This window comes from Sphingomonas sp. DMC6, assembly GCF_056314225.1.
This window is the reverse complement of record NZ_JBQUYT010000006.1, coordinates 196,326-210,795: the sequence shown is the minus strand read 5'-3', so window position 1 is coordinate 210,795 and position 14,470 is coordinate 196,326. Positions and strand designations below refer to the sequence as shown.

The following is a 14,470-nucleotide window of genomic DNA, read 5'->3' as shown; positions in this document are numbered from 1 at the left end:
GCTGTATGCGCATCCTCCATATCCTGGACCATGGGCTGCCGCTCCACAGCGGCTATGCATTCCGTACGCGGGCAATTCTGAAGGCGGAAATCGCCCGCGGCTGGGAGGTGGCGGCGGTTACCGGCCCGCGCCACGGCGACGCGCCGGCCGAGGAGGAAACCGTCGACGGGCTGCGCTTCTTTCGCACCCCGCCCGTGCAGGGCCGGCTGCCCGGCCTACTCGAATGGCGTGAGATTGATCACTTCGCCCGGCGCATCCGCGCGGTGGTGGAAGCGTGGCGGCCCGATGTGCTCCACGCGCATTCGCCCGTACTCGACGCAATGGCGGCGCTGCGCGTGCGGCGCTGGACCGGCGTGCCATTGCTCTATGAGATCCGCGCCTTCTGGGAAGACGCCGCCGTCGGCAACGGCACGGGCCGCGAAGGCAGCCTGCGCTACCGCGTCACCAAGGCGCTGGAGACGCGGGCGGTGCGCCAGGCCGATGGCGTGGCGGTGATCTGCGAAGGGCTGCGCCGCGACCTGGTGGCGCGCGGGATCGATCCGGCGAAGATCCTCGTCTCGCCCAACGGCGTCGACATGAACCTGTTCGGCGCGCCCGTCCCCCATGACGCGACGCTTGCCGCCGAGCTGGGCGTAGCGGGGGCGGAGACGATCGGCTTTATCGGCAGCTTCTACGACTATGAAGGCCTCGACATATTGATCGCGGCGATGCCGGCGCTCGTCGCGGCGCGGCCGGCGATGCATCTGCTGCTGGTCGGCGGCGGCCCGGCCGAGGCGGCTTGGCGGGCGCAGGCGGCTGCATCCCCGGTGGCGGACCGCATCCACTTTATCGGCCGCGTGCCGCATGACGCAGTCGAGCGCTATTACAGCCTGATCGACGTGCTGGTTTATCCGCGCCGGAAGATGCGGCTGACCGATCTGGTGACGCCGCTGAAGCCGCTGGAGGCCATGGCACAGCGCCGGCTGGTTGCGGCATCGGATGTGGGCGGCCACCGCGAGCTGATTCGCGACGGCGATACCGGCACGCTGTTCGCGCCCGACGATCCAGCTGCGCTGGCCGAATCAGTTGCCGCGCTGTTCGCGGCGCGTGGGGACTGGGATGCTCGCCGCGAACGGGCGCGCGCGTATGTCGAAAACGAGTGCAACTGGATGGTAAACGTAAATCGGTATGAATCTGTTTACCAAAAGTTTGCGATAGCATCGGGTATGAAAGACTCGTGGTCGGACCCGCCACCGGTGAGTGTATGAAACTGCCTATTGCCCCTGCCATTGCTGCCCTGGTCGGTGCCGTTGTCGCTTTCGGCATCGCGGCGCTGCCCGTGCCGGTGCTGGAAAACCTGGTGGTGGACAGCGGGTTGCCGGCAATCATGTCTGCTGCCGAACCGCCGCTGGGGCTTACCGCGCGTGCCCTGCTGGCACTGGGCATTGGCGGGTTGGCCGCTGTTTTCGCCTGGATTTCCGCCTTCATCCTGTTCGGGTCCGCCGATTTGACGCTGGGCAAGCCGCGCGCAAAGGCGGCACCCGCCGATCCGCAGGCCGTGCGCGCACCGGTGCTGCGCCGCGCCGATGCCCATCCCGATGCGCCGCCGCGCCCGCCCTTGCTCGCCACGCGCGATCTGGGTGCCCCCTTTGCCGAGGAGGTCGAGCCGATCGAAGGCCTGCCGCTGCGGCCGAGCGCTGCTGCCGTCGCCGAGAGCGAAGCGGCGCCGATCCCGCTGCGCGGCGCTGAGCCGCTGCCGGCCGACCCCATCCCGGTAGTGCCCGAGCCAGTGCCGGAGCCTACCCCTCAGCCAATCCCGCAGGCCGCAATCGTACCGCCGCCCACGCTTGCCGAACGCGCGCTGCCGGCGGACCTTGATCAGCCGCTGGCCGCTTTTGACCCGCAGGCGATTCCGGCCGTGCCGATGCCGTCGCCGCTGCCCTTTGTGCGCCGTCGCCCGGCGCCTGCTGCCATCTTCGAGCCGCATGAGCGGTTCGAAACCTTCGAACTCCCCACGCCGGCGCCCATTCCTATGACCAAGCACGACCCTGTCCCCGAAACCGCCGCTCCGGCCCCCGCGCCCGAGCCGGTTGAACCGATCGCCCGGCCCGAGACCGAGGCGTCGGTCCATGCCTTGCTCGAACGGCTCGAGCGCGGTGTCGTCCGCCGCAACCAGGTCCAGGCCGAACGGGCGGCGCGGGGCCGCAAAAGTGGCGATCATCGCCTGGAGGATGCGCTGGTGACCTTGCGCAATCTCGCCCGTCAGGCCTGAGCGCCAGCTCACCGCGCCTCCACCGTCAGCACTTCCACCTCGGCGCGCAGGCGTTCGCCGGCATTGGTCACCCCTGCCAGCTTCACATCGGCGACCAGATGCCCGCGCAGCGGCAGCTCGGTTTCCGCCAGTTCGGCCATCCAGCGGATCAGGTCCGGGGAGGGTGCGCCGGCCAGGGAAAGATGATGCCGCGCGCCGGTGAAGGTTGCGCTGGCCCAGCGCTCCCAACGCGCGGTGTCGATCGAGATCGTGCAGCCGGCGGCGGTCGCCGAAGCGCAGAGCGCGCGGCCCAGCAACGTGCCGATATCGGGGCCGCGGCTCATGCGCGCGGCTCCTGTTCGGCCAGAAAGGCGCGCAGCCGGGCAGTCAGGCGCGGACCCGGCTCACGCCCGTCGCGCAGATCGTGCACCAGCCGCGGATCGCCTGCCGCCAGACGGCCGAAACGGCTGGCCGGCATTTGGCTCCGCCGCAAGAATTTCTCGATTTCGCGATGTACCGACATCGGTTTCCTCCAGTGATTCGCGTTTGTGTGATCATGATTTGTTCTCATTTCCTACTTGTCTAGGAAAAATCCTATGGTAAAGGACAGGAATGGATGCAGACGCGCAGCGCGCCGCTCTGGCGGCCCTTGTTGAGGCGAGGGGACTCAGCCTTTCGGAGCTGTCGCGCGTGCTCGGGCGCAACCCCGCCTATCTGCAGCAATATCTGACGCGCGGATCGCCCCGCGAACTGGCAGAGCGCGACCGGGCGCGTCTGGCCGCCTATCTGGGCGTTGCGGAGGCGCAGCTCGGTGGCCCCGCGCCGGCCGGGCTGGTGGCGGTGCCCCGGCTCGATCTGGGGGCATCGGCGGGGGCCGGCGGCTTGTCGGACCGTGAGGCGGCGCGGCAGCCCTTTGCCTTCCCGCCCGCGCTGCTGCGGCAATTGGGGGTGCGGCCCGAAGCGGCCTCGATGATCCGCGTGGCAGGCGATTCGATGGCGCCGACGCTGGACGATGGCGACGAAATCCTCGTCGACCTGGACCAGCGGCGGATCGATCCGCGCGGCATCTTCGTACTCCGGGTGGACGGCGAATTGCTGGTAAAACGGGTGCGGGCCGCAGTGGGGGGAATCGAGATCGTCAGCGACAATCCTGCCTATCCGGTGCGGTTCGCACGCGCCGGCGCCGCCGAAGTGATCGGCCGTGTCGCCTGGCTGGGACGCGCGCTTTGATCGACGAAGCAGCTACTGCCGCGTTCATCCGCGCCCATCTGCCGGTGGCGGCGGTGCCGGGGCTGGCCGAGGTGCGCATCCATAAGGCTGGCCCGGCAAGCGGCATCGCGCGGCTGGCGGGGGAGGAGGGGCCGGCACCCTATTGGGCGTGGTGGTGGGCCGGCGGACTGGCGCTGGCGCACTATATTCAGGCGCATCCCGAATGCGTGGCAGGGCGCCGGGTGCTCGATTTCGGCGCGGGATCGGGACTGGTCGGCATTGCCGCAGCCAGGGCGGGCGCGGCGGTGGTGATCGCCTGCGATGTCGATGCCCATGCCCGGGTCGCATTGCGGCTCAATGCGGCGCTGAACGGCGTCACCTTTGCCGCGATCGAGGGGGAGTTAAGCGAGATGCCGGTGCCGCCGCCGGTCGATCTGGTGCTGGGCGGCGATGTCTTTTACGCGCCCGAAGTCGCCGCGCGGGTGCTGCCGTTTTTCGACCGATGCCGCGCAGCGGGAATTGCCGTGCTGCTGGGCGATCCGTGGCGGGCGCCCTTGCCGACCGGGAAACTGGTGCTGCTCGCGGAAACCGAGGTGGTCGAAACCGGCGCGCCGAAGCGCGCCGGTGTGTTTGCGTATCGCCCCTGACGGCAGGCGCTTACCAGACGTGGACGCGGTCCTCGGGGGCCAGATAGAGCTTGTCGCCCGGCTTCACGCCAAAGGCGGCATACCATTCGTCTATGTTCCGGACGATACCGTTGACGCGATATTGCTCCGGGCTGTGCGGATCTGCCAGCAACTGCGCCCGCAGCGATCCTTCGCGCGCCTTGCCCTGCCAGCTTGCGGCATAAGCGAGGAAGAAGCGCTGGTCGCCGGTCATGCCGTTCAGCACCTTGGGCTCGCCGTGGCGCGCGACATAGCGGCGATAGGCGGCATAGGCGACTTCCATCCCGCCCAGATCGGCCAGGTTCTCGCCCAGCGTCAACTGCCCCTTCACATGGACGCCAGGAAGCGGCTCATAGGCGTCGAACTGCTTCACCAGCGCCTGGGCATGCGCCGTGTAGCGCTTGGCCGATTCCGGCGTCCACCAGTCGCGCAGCCTGCCCTGCGCGTCAAACTGGCGGCCTTCGTCGTCGAAGCCATGGCCCATTTCATGGCCGATCGTCGCGCCCGTCTCGCCATAGTTGACCGCCGGATCGGCGGCCGGATCGAAGAAGGGCGGCTGTAGCTGTGCGGCCGGGAAGGTGACCTGGTTCATCACCGGATCGTAATAGGCATTCACCGTCTGCGGCGTCATCGCCCACAAGGTGCGGTCGACCGGCTTGCCGAGCCGCGAGAGCTGCAGCTTCCATTCGAAGTCGTCGGAAGCGAGATCGTTGGCCAGCGGATCGGTGGCGCTGACCCGCATAGCAGCATAGTCGACATATTTGTCGGGATGGCCGATGCGCGGGTCGAACGCGGCGAGCTTTTCCAGCGCCTGCTTGCGGGTGGGTTCGTCCATCCAGGCTGCGCCCTTGATCTTGTCCGCATAGGCGGCGCGCAGATCTTCGACGAGTTCCTTCGACAGCGCTTCGGCGGCGGGGCCCCAGTGGCGCTCCGCATAGATTTTGCCGATCGCTTCGCCCAGTGCGCCGTTCACCAGCCGCACGCCGCGCTTCCAGCGTTCCGGCTGCTTCTCCACATCCTGCAGCGTGTGCGAGTAGAAATCGAAATGCGCCGCGTCGAATGCCTTGGGCAGGTAGGTCGCATGGTCGCTGACGAAGCGGAAGCGCAGCCAGTCCTTCCAGGTGTCGAGCGGCACGCTGGCAAGCTGCTTCGCCGCGGCGGCGATGGCGGTGGTTTCGCCGACCACGACGATCGGCATCTTCGCCAGCCCTTCATGCGTGAGCACGGCGTTCCAGTCGAACTCGGGCGCCAGCTTGGCGAGCTGCGCGCGGTTCATCGGATTATAGGTTTTTTGCGGGTCGCGCTGTTCTTCGGGCGTCCAGTGGTATTTCGCGATGTCGGTTTCCAGCGCCAGGATCGCGTCGGCCTTGGCCTCTGCACCCGGGATGCCGGCAAGCTGCTGGATCTTCACGATATAAGCGCGATAGGCCTTGCGGATCGCGTCATATTTCTCGCCGGGCAGCAGATAATAGTCACGGCTCGGCAGCCCCAGCCCGGCCTGGCCGGCGACGACGGTGTAGCGGGTGGGATCCTTTTCGTCGGCGGTGATGCCGATGCCGATCGGGCTGGCATAGCCATGATCGGCCATCAGCAACTGCAGCGCGCGGCGATCCTGCACGGCGTCGATGCGGGCGAGATAGGGCTTGAGCGGCGCCGTGCCGCGCGCCTCGATTCCGGCTTCGTCCATGAAAGCGCGGTAATAGTCGACGATCTGGCGGAGCGCGGGATCGGCCGGTGCGGTGCCGGCATCCTCGATCAGCTTGCGCACTTCGACTTCGGTTTCGTCGGGCAGGTCGTAGTTATAGCCGGCGCGCGACTTGTCTGCCGCGATCGGCGCGTCGCGCAGCCAGGTGCCCAGCGCATAGCCGAAGAAATCGTCGCCCGGGCGGATGCTGGTATCCATGGTGGTCAGGTCGACGCCCCAGGGGCCGTATTTGGCCTGGCCGGAAGTCTGGGCGAGGGCGGGGGAAGCGAGCAGGGAAGTGCCGAGCAGAATGGCGGCAAGACGCGCAATACGCATGGAGACGATGATCCTCGAAGGTGATGTAGCGGGCTAGCACGCGGCCCGGTGGGACTCAATTGTCTCGCGGGCGCTCCTCCCCTCCCGCGTCCGTAAAGGCAAGGGTGAGGGCGAGGGGGAGACGGCAGAGCGTCGCAAGCGGGTACGGGATGCGTGCGGGCAAAGAAAAAGGCGCCCGGATCGCTCCGGACGCCCTTTTTCCTGAAACCGATCCGGGAAGGATCAGCCCGAATAGTACATGTCGTACTCGACCGGGCTCGGCGTCATTTCCCAGCGGGCGACTTCGCCGCGCTTGATTTCGACATAGGCCTCGATCTGGTCCTTCGAGAACACGTCGCCCTTCAGCAGGAAGTCGTGATCGGCTTCCAGGCTGTCCAGTGCCTCGCGGAGCGAACCGCACACGGTCGGCACCTGGGCCAGTTCGGCCGGGGGCAGATCGTACAGGTTCTTGTCCATCGGGTCGCCCGGGTGGATCTTGTTCTGAATGCCGTCCAGGCCGGCCATCAGCAGCGCGGCATAGGCGAGGTACGGGTTGGCCAGCGCGTCCGGGAAGCGGAATTCGACGCGCTTCGCCTTGCTGCCCGCGCCGTACGGAATGCGGCACGAAGCCGAGCGGTTGCGGCTCGAATAGGCGAGCAGCACCGGTGCTTCATAGCCCGGCACCAGACGCTTGTAGCTGTTGGTGGTCGGGTTGGTGAAGGCGTTCAGCGCCTTGGCATGCTTGATCACGCCGCCGATGAAGTAGAGGCAGGTGTCGCTGAGGCCCGCATAGCCGTTGCCGGCGAACAGCGGATTGCCCTTTTCCCAGATCGACATGTGGGTGTGCATGCCCGAGCCGTTATCTTCCTTGATCGGCTTCGGCATGAAGGTCGCGGTCTTGCCATAGGCCTGCGCGACCTGGTGCACGACATACTTGTAGATCTGCATGCGGTCGGCAGTGGTCACCAGCGTGCCGAAGGTCAGGCCCAGCTCATGCTGTGCTGCGGCGACTTCGTGGTGGTGCTTGTCGCAGGGCAGGCCCATTTCGAGCATGGTCGAAACCATCTCGCCGCGGATGTCGACGGCCGAGTCGACCGGCGCGACGGGGAAGTAACCGCCCTTGGCGCGCGGGCGATGGCCCAGGTTGCCGGCTTCATATTCCTTGCCCGAATTGCCCGGCAGTTCGATGTCGTCGATGGCGTAGTAGCTGGTCGAGTAGCTGTTCTCGAAGCGGACGTCGTCGAACATGAAGAATTCGGCTTCCGGGCCGACATAGATGGTGTCGCCGATTCCGGTGGTCTTCAGGTACGATTCGGCGCGCTTCGCGGTCGAGCGCGGGTCACGGGCATAGAGTTCGCCGGTCGACGGTTCGACGATGTCGCACACCAGGATCAGCATCGGGGTGGCCGAAAACGGATCGACCCACACCGCGTCCAGATCCGGCTTCAGGATCATGTCGGACTCGTTGATCGCCTTCCAGCCTTCGATCGACGAACCGTCGAACATCAGGCCGTCGGTCAGCTCGTCCTCGCCGATCACCGAGGCCACCATGGTCAGGTGCTGCCACTTGCCCTTGGGATCGGTGAAGCGCAGGTCGATCCACTCGATCTCCTGGTCCTTCACCATCTTCAGGATGTCACTGGCCGTATTCGCCATCGTATTCGCCCTTTCGCTCTCTTTCGTCCGCCCGACGAATCGGGAAATTAAATTACTTTTGCGGGTGCACAATCCTGCGCTTGCTGCGCCGCGTCAAATAGCGTTTTCGTTCCGCTCGCCGGTGCGGATACGCAGTGCGGTTTCGACCGGAATCACGAATATCTTGCCGTCGCCGATCCGCCCGGTCTGGGCCGCGCCGGCAATCGCCTCGACCACACGCTCGGCCAGGCCGTCTTCCACGACGACCTCCAGCTTCACCTTCGGCAGGAAATCAACGACATATTCGGCACCGCGATACAGTTCGGTATGGCCCTTCTGGCGGCCGAACCCCTTGGCTTCGGTGACGGTGATCCCGGAAACCCCGACCTCGTGCAGCGCTTCCTTCACTTCGTCGAGTTTGAACGGCTTGATGATCGCTTCGATCTTTTTCACGTCTTCCCCCTGGATGAGCCGCTGCCCAGCCGTCGTGCACCTGATTCCCTGCGTTTAGCAACCCGCGTGCCAGAACGGGAGTGCCGAGAGCGAAAGATCGTCGCGGCTCTCAAAACAGGTTAAAAATTGCCTATCATTTGGGCAGTGCTCCAGTGCTCTGCCCGATCGTGCGGCAGTCAGGCGGCGCGAACTTCGTCCAGGAACCGGTCGATGCTCGACGAGAGCGCCTCGGCACCTTGGTGCAGCCCCGCGGCCAGGTCCGCGATCGACGCGGCGCTGCCGGAGGCGGCATGGGCGGTGACGCTGATCTGTTCGATATCGTGCCGCACGCCCAGTGTGCCGTCGACGCTTTCGGCGACGTTGCGGGCGATGCTGTGGGTGGCGAGATGCTGCGCGCGCACTGCCTCTTCGATGTCGGAGGAAAGCGCGGCGATCGAACCGATCGCTTCTTCGACCCGACCATGATTAGCGAGCACCCGCTCGACTGCGCCGCGAATGTCGGCGACCTGTGCTCCCACGCTTTCGGCGGCGCGCCCGACCTGGCTGGCCAGCGCCTTCACTTCATTGGCGACGACGGTAAAGCCGCGTCCCGCCTCGCCCGCCCGCGCGGCCTCGATCGAGGCGTTGAGCGCCAGCAGGTTCACCTGCCCGGCGATCTCGGCGATCACCGTGGTGACGGTGCCGACCGTCTGGGCGAAGGCGCCCAGCTCTGCGGTGCGGCTGTGGCTGTCGGCGACCAGCGCGACGGCTTGCGCCGCGGTCGACTTGGCGGTGGCAGTGTTGCGGCCGATGCCCTCCAGCGTCGCCGAAAGCGCATCGGATTCGGCGGCGATGGCGGCGAGATTGTCGTGGCTCTGCGCCACGGCGGCGGCAAGGGCGGTGGCGGAGGCGCTGTTGCTGGCCGCACGATCGGCAGTCGCGGCGGCGCTCTGGCGCAGCGTTGCGGCGAGATCGCGCAGCCGCGCAGCGAGCGAGCCCACTTCGGCCTCAATCCGCTCGCTGGCGGTTTCGATGCGGCGGGCGCGTTCCATGCGGCGTTCGGCGGCGTGCATCTGCTGGTGCGCGGTGAACTGGATCAGCCGGCGGTTGGTGATGACCGCGAACAGAATGCCGCCGCGCGTCAGGATCATGCCTTCCTGCCCGTCGGCTGCGGTATAGGTATCGACCAGCTTTTCCGGCGCCAGCCCGGCATCGGCCATCGGGCAGGGACGAATCAGCTTGTGCAGGCGGCCGCCATAGGCTGGGTTGCGCAGCAGTGCATGGCCATAGGGGTTGAGCAGCAGGCGCCGCACATCCTTTTCGAACACGGCGCCCAGCGGCCGCCGCGCCCGGTCGAGCACTGGCAACAGGCGAAGCGCGGGATCGTCCTGAAAGCGCGTGACGGCGTCGCCGATCGTCGCATCCTCCTCCAGCCACGGGGGATTGCGCTCGGCGGCGGTAAGCCACTGCAGGAGGAAGCTGGCGCTGGGCGTCGGCGACTGGGGCATGGTGGCGCCAGCTAAGGCGGGAATGGTAAACGCGCGCTTAGGATTTGATGACAGCTTTGCGACAACGCAAAAAATTGGTCTGATTCCGAAACGATAGCTGCCAGTTCGGGTATCGGTAGCGCGCGCGTAGCGTTTAGCGGGCTGAAGCGCTAGTTTCTGGACGGGCGCCGCACATAATGGCAGAGGCCGCGGCCAGAGTTTTCGAACGAGGATTTTTTCCGGAAATGACCGTGCAAACGCGCCAGCCGGCGCTGCTTCCCGAGCATCCTGCCTTCGCCACTGCCAAGGTGCTGTGGGTGCGCCACTGGAACGAACATCTGTTCAGCTTCGCGATCGAGCGCCCCGCCAGCTTCCGCTTCCGCTCGGGCGAATTCGTGATGATCGGCCTGCTCGGCGAAGGCGACAAGCCGCTGATGCGCGCCTATTCGGTCGCCAGCCCCGCCTGGGCGGAGGAACTGGAATTCCTGTCGATCAAGGTGCAGGACGGGCCGCTGACCTCCAAGCTGCAATTGATTCAGCCCGGCGACGACATCTACCTGGGCAAGAAGCCGACCGGTACACTGGTCGCCGATGCGCTGCTGCCCGGCAAGCGGCTGTTCCTGCTGTCGACCGGCACCGGCCTAGCGCCGTTCCTGTCGGTCGCGCGCGATCCCGAAATCTATGACCGGTTCGAGCAGGTGGTCGTCGTGCATAGCGTGCGCCGTGTCAGCGACCTGGCCTATCATGCGGAGCTGTCGGCAAAGCTGGCGGACGATCCGCTGATCGGCGACCAGGCCGCCACCCAGTTTCATTATGTGCCGACCGTGACGCGCGAGCCGTTCCACACCAGCGGCCGTATCGGCGATCTCTTGGAAAATGGCCGTCTGTTCGAAGGCGTGCCGGGTGAAGCCAAGCTTGATCCGGCCACGGACCGGGTGATGCTGTGCGGATCGATGGACATGATCCGCGACTTTGCGGCGCTGCTCGAAGCCAAGGGTTTCAAGGAAGGCTCGAACAATGCACCCGGGGATTTCGTGATCGAACGCGCCTTCGTCGGCTGAAGGCGGCCGGGTTCGCATTTCGGGGCCAATGTCCCCCTCACCCTTCCGCGCCTTCGGCGCTCCCTCCCTCTCCCCTTGTGGGAGAGGGAAAGGGGTCCGCCGCCGCAGGCGGTGGGAAGGGTGAGGGGGACATCACTTCCAAGTCCCCCCGGGCGAATGCGTAGCCCGTGCCCCAAAAGGTTGACGCGGCGCCCTTCCGCGCCGCAAAGCAGCGCCATGAAGCGCCGTACCGGACAAGACCAGCGTGTCACTCGCCAGTGGAAGCCCGCGACTCAGGCCGTTCGCGGGGGCACCGCGCGCTCTGAATTCGGGGAAACCAGCGAAGCGATTTTCCTGACTTCGGGCTATGCCTATGACTGTGCCGGCGATGCTGCCGCGCGCTTCTCGGGCGATCAGGTGGGGATGACCTATTCGCGCCTCCAGAATCCCACGGTGGAGATGCTGGAGCAGCGCATCGCCCTGCTCGAAGGTGCCGAGGCGTGCCGGACGATGGCGAGCGGCATGGCGGCGATGACTGCCGCACTGCTCTGTCAGGTGAGCCAGGGCGACCATATCGTCCAGGGCCGCGCCGCCTTCGGTTCGTGCCGCTGGCTGACCGACACGCTGCTGCCGCGCTTCGGCGTCGAGACGACGACGATCGACGCCCGCGATCCGCAGCAGTTTCAGGACGCGATCCGCCCGAACACCAAGCTGTTCTTCTTCGAAACCCCCGCCAATCCGACGATGGACGTCGTCGATCTGGAGGCGGTGTGCGGCATCGCCCGCAAGCACGGCATCACCACCGTGGTCGATAATGCCTTCGCCACCCCGGCGCTCCAGCGACCGCTCGAATTCGGCGCCGATGTCGTCGCCTATTCGGCTACCAAGATGATGGACGGGCAGGGCCGCGTGCTGGCCGGCGCGGTGTGCGGGACCGAGGATTTCATCAACAACACGCTGCTGCCCTTCACCCGCAACACCGGCCCGACGCTGAGCGCGTTCAATGCCTGGGTGGTGCTGAAGGGGCTGGAGACGCTCGACCTGCGCATCCGCCGCCAGAGCGAGAATGCGCTGAAGGTCGGCAGCTTCCTCGAAAAGCGGGTGCCGCGCGTCCATTTCCCGGCGCTGCCCAGCCATCCGCAGCACGCGCTGTTCATGCGCCAGATGTCGGCGGCCGGCCCGATTTTCAGCTTCGAGGTCGATGGCGGCCGCGCCCAGGCGCATGGCCTGCTCGATGCACTGGAACTGATCGACATCTCCAACAATATCGGCGACTCGCGCTCGCTAATGACGCACCCATGCTCGACCACGCATTCGGGCCTCACCGAGGAGAAGCGGCTGGAAATGGGTGTGGACGAAGGGATGCTGCGGCTGAACGTCGGCCTGGAAGATGTCGACGACCTGATCGCCGATCTCGACCAGGCGCTGACGAGCGTGGGGCTGTGAAGGCGCTTTTCACCGACGAAGCGACGACGCGCGGGGTGATAGTCCGCGTGTCGGCATCCTATCTGCCCGAACAGTCCGAGCCGCAACGCGGTCGCTGGTTCTGGGCCTATCATATCCGCATCGAGAACGAAGGATCGATGGTGGTCCAGCTGCTCACCCGGCACTGGATCATCACCGACGGTCGCGGGCTGCGCCATTCGGTGGAAGGCGAGGGCGTGGTCGGCGAACAGCCGATGATCGCACCCGGCGGCAGCTTCGATTATGTTTCGGGCTGCCCGCTGTCGACGCCCACCGGGTCGATGCAGGGCAGCTATCACATGATCGGCGAGGACGGATCGGCGTTCGACGTGGCGATCCCCAAATTCGGACTGATCGCACCCGCAGTGACGGGGGAGCAATGAGGGGGCGGGCGGTCATCGCTCCCCTCCCTGCTTGCAGGGAGGGGCCGGGGGTGGGTGCGAGGGCGAAGCCCGAGCGTCTCCGCCCCCCCCAGGGGCGTCAGCCGGGGCATCGAGCCCCGTCCAACGCCAGACCCACCCCTAGCCCCTCCCTTGCAGGGAGGGGAATTGACGGGCTTGCCCCCCAGCGGCAGGGGCGCGCGTGCGGCGAAGCTGGGGGAGGAATTTCGGCATGAAGCGCACCCATCTCCCCCTCAACGGACTTCGCGTGCTCGACGCTGCCGCACGGCACCTGTCCTTCACCCGCGCCGCCGACGAGCTTGCGGTCACGCCCGCCGCTGTCGGCCAGCAGATCCGCGCGCTGGAAGATACGCTGGGTGTGGTGCTGTTCCGTCGCACCACCAAGGGTCTGGAACTTACGCCCGAGGCCGAAGCCGGGCTGGCCGCGCTGCGCAACGGCTTCCTCCAGTTCGAGGAAGCGGTGCGGGCAATGCAGGCGGGGCAGTCCTCCAAGTCGCTGACGATCGCTGCGCCGCGTGACCTGACCGCCAAATGGCTGATGCCGCGCCTGTCCGCCATTGCCGCCGCCGATCCGGAGCTGCGCTTCGTGCTGGTACCTGCCGACGACACGCTCGACTTCACCGAAGCGAATCTCGACCTCGCGATCCGCTGGGGGGAAGGGCCCGGCGAGCATGAGGGCGAAGCGCTGGAGAGCGACGGCATGGTGACGGTCGCACGTGCCGAAGGCGGCATCGATGTGAAGATCTCCTGGCCGGGCTGCATGGCTGAAGATGCCGGATCGCTGGTCCGCGTCGCCGACGCCGGCCTCGCGATCGACGCCGCTGCACAGGGACTGGGCCGCGCAACCGTTCCCGAACTGCTCGCCCGCGCCGACATTGAGGCAGGTCGCGTCACTATCGTGGGCGACCCCAAGCCTTCGCGCTTGGGCTATTGGCTGGTCGCGCCGCTGCCGCAGTGGCGCCAGAAGAAGGTGCAGGTACTGGTCGAGGCGTTGGGGGCCTGAGCGGCTACGCATTGCCGCTTCCACCGCGCACCTCCGCTGGTGTAGCGTTGCGGCAGAACAAAGCCGTGGGGGAGCCTGATGCCGTTATCCGCCGCCGATCGTCCGCGTGGGGCCGCTCGGGGCACGCCGGTGCTGGAGACCGCGCGGCTGCGGTTGCGTGCGCGCAGCGTCGAAGATGCCGAGGCCATGTTCCCCAGCTATGCCGATGCTGAATTGATGCGCTGGTGGTCGCACGCGCCGCATGTCTCGGTGGTGCAGACCCGCACAGCCTTTTCGCAGACGCCGGAGGACTGGCGGACCTGGGCGATCACGCTCGCCGGCGAGGATCGGGCGATCGGCTTCGTCGCGGTGGGCGAGAAGCGCCAGGCCAATGTCAGCGAGATCGGCTATATGCTCGCGCGCAGCCATTGGCGACAGGGATTTGCCGAGGAAGCGATCACTGCAGTGATCGACCACCTCTTCGCCGAAGGCCAAAGGCGCGTGTTCGCCGATACCGACCCGGAGAACCGCGCGTCGCGCGCGCTGCTTGAGCGATTGGGTTTCCGGCTGGAAGGAACGCTGCGCGCCGAATGGGAAACGCATATCGGGGTGCGCGATACCGCACTGTACGGGCTGCTGAAGGAGGACTGGACATGCCGACCCCGCCGCGGTTGACCGACCCTGCCGAACGCAGCGCCTATCTGGCGGAACTGCGCCAGATCGCCCGGCCGGTTCGCCTCGCGGCAGTTTGGCTGGCGGTGCTCGGTGCGCTGCTGGCGGCAGTGCGGGCGAAGCTGTGGCCGATGCCGATCGCCGTGCCGGTGACGGTGTTGTGCCTGTCGCTATTCCTGATGGTGCTGGGGCTGACGGTGCGGCTGAAATACCACCACCGCCGGATGCGCGGCGAAGTCTAGCTGTTCCTTCCA

Annotated in this window: 16 protein-coding genes; 10 read left to right on the top strand and 6 right to left on the bottom strand. The window is 66.7% G+C overall.

Annotated elements, in window-relative coordinates; all coding sequences use genetic code 11:
• Positions 1–5 precede the first annotated feature (5 nt).
• Positions 6–1,247: a TIGR04063 family PEP-CTERM/XrtA system glycosyltransferase gene (locus ACT53M_RS15465; RefSeq protein WP_476234468.1), complete on the top strand. Its 1,242-nt coding sequence runs from the start codon at positions 6–8 to the stop codon at positions 1,245–1,247.
• A complete protein-coding gene (locus tag ACT53M_RS15460; RefSeq protein ID WP_476234466.1) occupies positions 1,244–2,251 on the top strand; it encodes a hypothetical protein in 1,008 nt (335 codons plus the stop codon). Before ACT53M_RS15465 ends, ACT53M_RS15460 begins: the two co-directional genes overlap by 4 nt.
• Positions 2,252–2,259: 8 nt before the next feature.
• On the opposite strand, the gene ACT53M_RS15455 is transcribed toward ACT53M_RS15460, so the two are convergent.
• On the bottom strand, positions 2,260–2,574 hold the full coding sequence (locus ACT53M_RS15455; RefSeq protein ID WP_476234464.1) for a hypothetical protein: 315 nt from the start codon (positions 2,572–2,574) through the stop codon (positions 2,260–2,262).
• Positions 2,571–2,753: a hypothetical protein gene (locus ACT53M_RS15450; protein ID WP_476234463.1), complete on the bottom strand. Its 183-nt coding sequence runs from the start codon at positions 2,751–2,753 to the stop codon at positions 2,571–2,573. The genes ACT53M_RS15455 and ACT53M_RS15450 overlap by 4 nt, the downstream gene beginning before the upstream one ends.
• Positions 2,754–2,842: 89 nt before the next feature.
• On the opposite strand from ACT53M_RS15450, the gene ACT53M_RS15445 reads away from it, so the two are divergent.
• Positions 2,843–3,460: a S24 family peptidase gene (locus ACT53M_RS15445; RefSeq protein WP_476234462.1), complete on the top strand. Its 618-nt coding sequence runs from the start codon at positions 2,843–2,845 to the stop codon at positions 3,458–3,460.
• A complete protein-coding gene (locus ACT53M_RS15440; protein WP_476234460.1) occupies positions 3,457–4,086 on the top strand; it encodes a class I SAM-dependent methyltransferase in 630 nt (209 codons plus the stop codon). The genes ACT53M_RS15445 and ACT53M_RS15440 overlap by 4 nt, the downstream gene beginning before the upstream one ends.
• Before the next feature lie 10 nt (positions 4,087–4,096).
• Here the strand turns inward: ACT53M_RS15440 and ACT53M_RS15435 are convergent, their stop codons facing one another.
• From ACT53M_RS15435 to ACT53M_RS15420, 4 genes are all read right to left on the bottom strand, one after another.
• Positions 4,097–6,124: a M13 family metallopeptidase gene (locus tag ACT53M_RS15435; RefSeq protein WP_476234458.1), complete on the bottom strand. Its 2,028-nt coding sequence runs from the start codon at positions 6,122–6,124 to the stop codon at positions 4,097–4,099.
• A 222-nt stretch (positions 6,125–6,346) separates the two neighbouring features.
• Positions 6,347–7,759: a type I glutamate--ammonia ligase gene (glnA, locus tag ACT53M_RS15430; protein ID WP_476229431.1), complete on the bottom strand. Its 1,413-nt coding sequence runs from the start codon at positions 7,757–7,759 to the stop codon at positions 6,347–6,349.
• A gap of 93 nt (positions 7,760–7,852) precedes the next feature.
• The gene (locus ACT53M_RS15425) at positions 7,853–8,191 is read right to left on the bottom strand and encodes a P-II family nitrogen regulator (RefSeq protein ID WP_476229430.1); all 339 of its coding nucleotides are present in this window, start codon (positions 8,189–8,191) and stop codon (positions 7,853–7,855) included.
• Between the two features lie 176 nt (positions 8,192–8,367).
• Entirely contained in the window at positions 8,368–9,678 is a 1,311-nt protein-coding gene (locus tag ACT53M_RS15420; RefSeq protein ID WP_476234456.1) for a methyl-accepting chemotaxis protein, read from the bottom strand.
• Between the two features lie 224 nt (positions 9,679–9,902).
• On the opposite strand from ACT53M_RS15420, the gene ACT53M_RS15415 reads away from it, so the two are divergent.
• From ACT53M_RS15415 to ACT53M_RS15390, 6 genes are all read left to right on the top strand, one after another.
• Positions 9,903–10,718, top strand: coding sequence for a ferredoxin--NADP reductase (locus ACT53M_RS15415; protein ID WP_476234455.1), 816 nt, complete (start codon positions 9,903–9,905; stop codon positions 10,716–10,718).
• A 216-nt stretch (positions 10,719–10,934) separates the two neighbouring features.
• Positions 10,935–12,143, top strand: a complete 1,209-nt coding sequence (locus tag ACT53M_RS15410; RefSeq protein WP_476234454.1) for a trans-sulfuration enzyme family protein — start codon at positions 10,935–10,937, stop codon at positions 12,141–12,143.
• Positions 12,140–12,544 (top strand): Co2+/Mg2+ efflux protein ApaG, encoded by a 405-nt coding sequence (apaG, locus tag ACT53M_RS15405; RefSeq protein ID WP_476234453.1) that lies wholly within the window; start codon positions 12,140–12,142, stop codon positions 12,542–12,544. The genes ACT53M_RS15410 and apaG overlap by 4 nt, the downstream gene beginning before the upstream one ends.
• Positions 12,545–12,773: 229 nt before the next feature.
• The gene (locus ACT53M_RS15400; protein WP_476229425.1) at positions 12,774–13,565 is read left to right on the top strand and encodes a LysR family transcriptional regulator; all 792 of its coding nucleotides are present in this window, start codon (positions 12,774–12,776) and stop codon (positions 13,563–13,565) included.
• Between the two features lie 78 nt (positions 13,566–13,643).
• Entirely contained in the window at positions 13,644–14,219 is a 576-nt protein-coding gene (locus ACT53M_RS15395; RefSeq protein ID WP_476234451.1) for a GNAT family N-acetyltransferase, read from the top strand.
• Positions 14,198–14,458, top strand: coding sequence for a hypothetical protein (locus ACT53M_RS15390; RefSeq protein WP_476229420.1), 261 nt, complete (start codon positions 14,198–14,200; stop codon positions 14,456–14,458). Before ACT53M_RS15395 ends, ACT53M_RS15390 begins: the two co-directional genes overlap by 22 nt.
• Positions 14,459–14,470 lie beyond the last annotated feature (12 nt).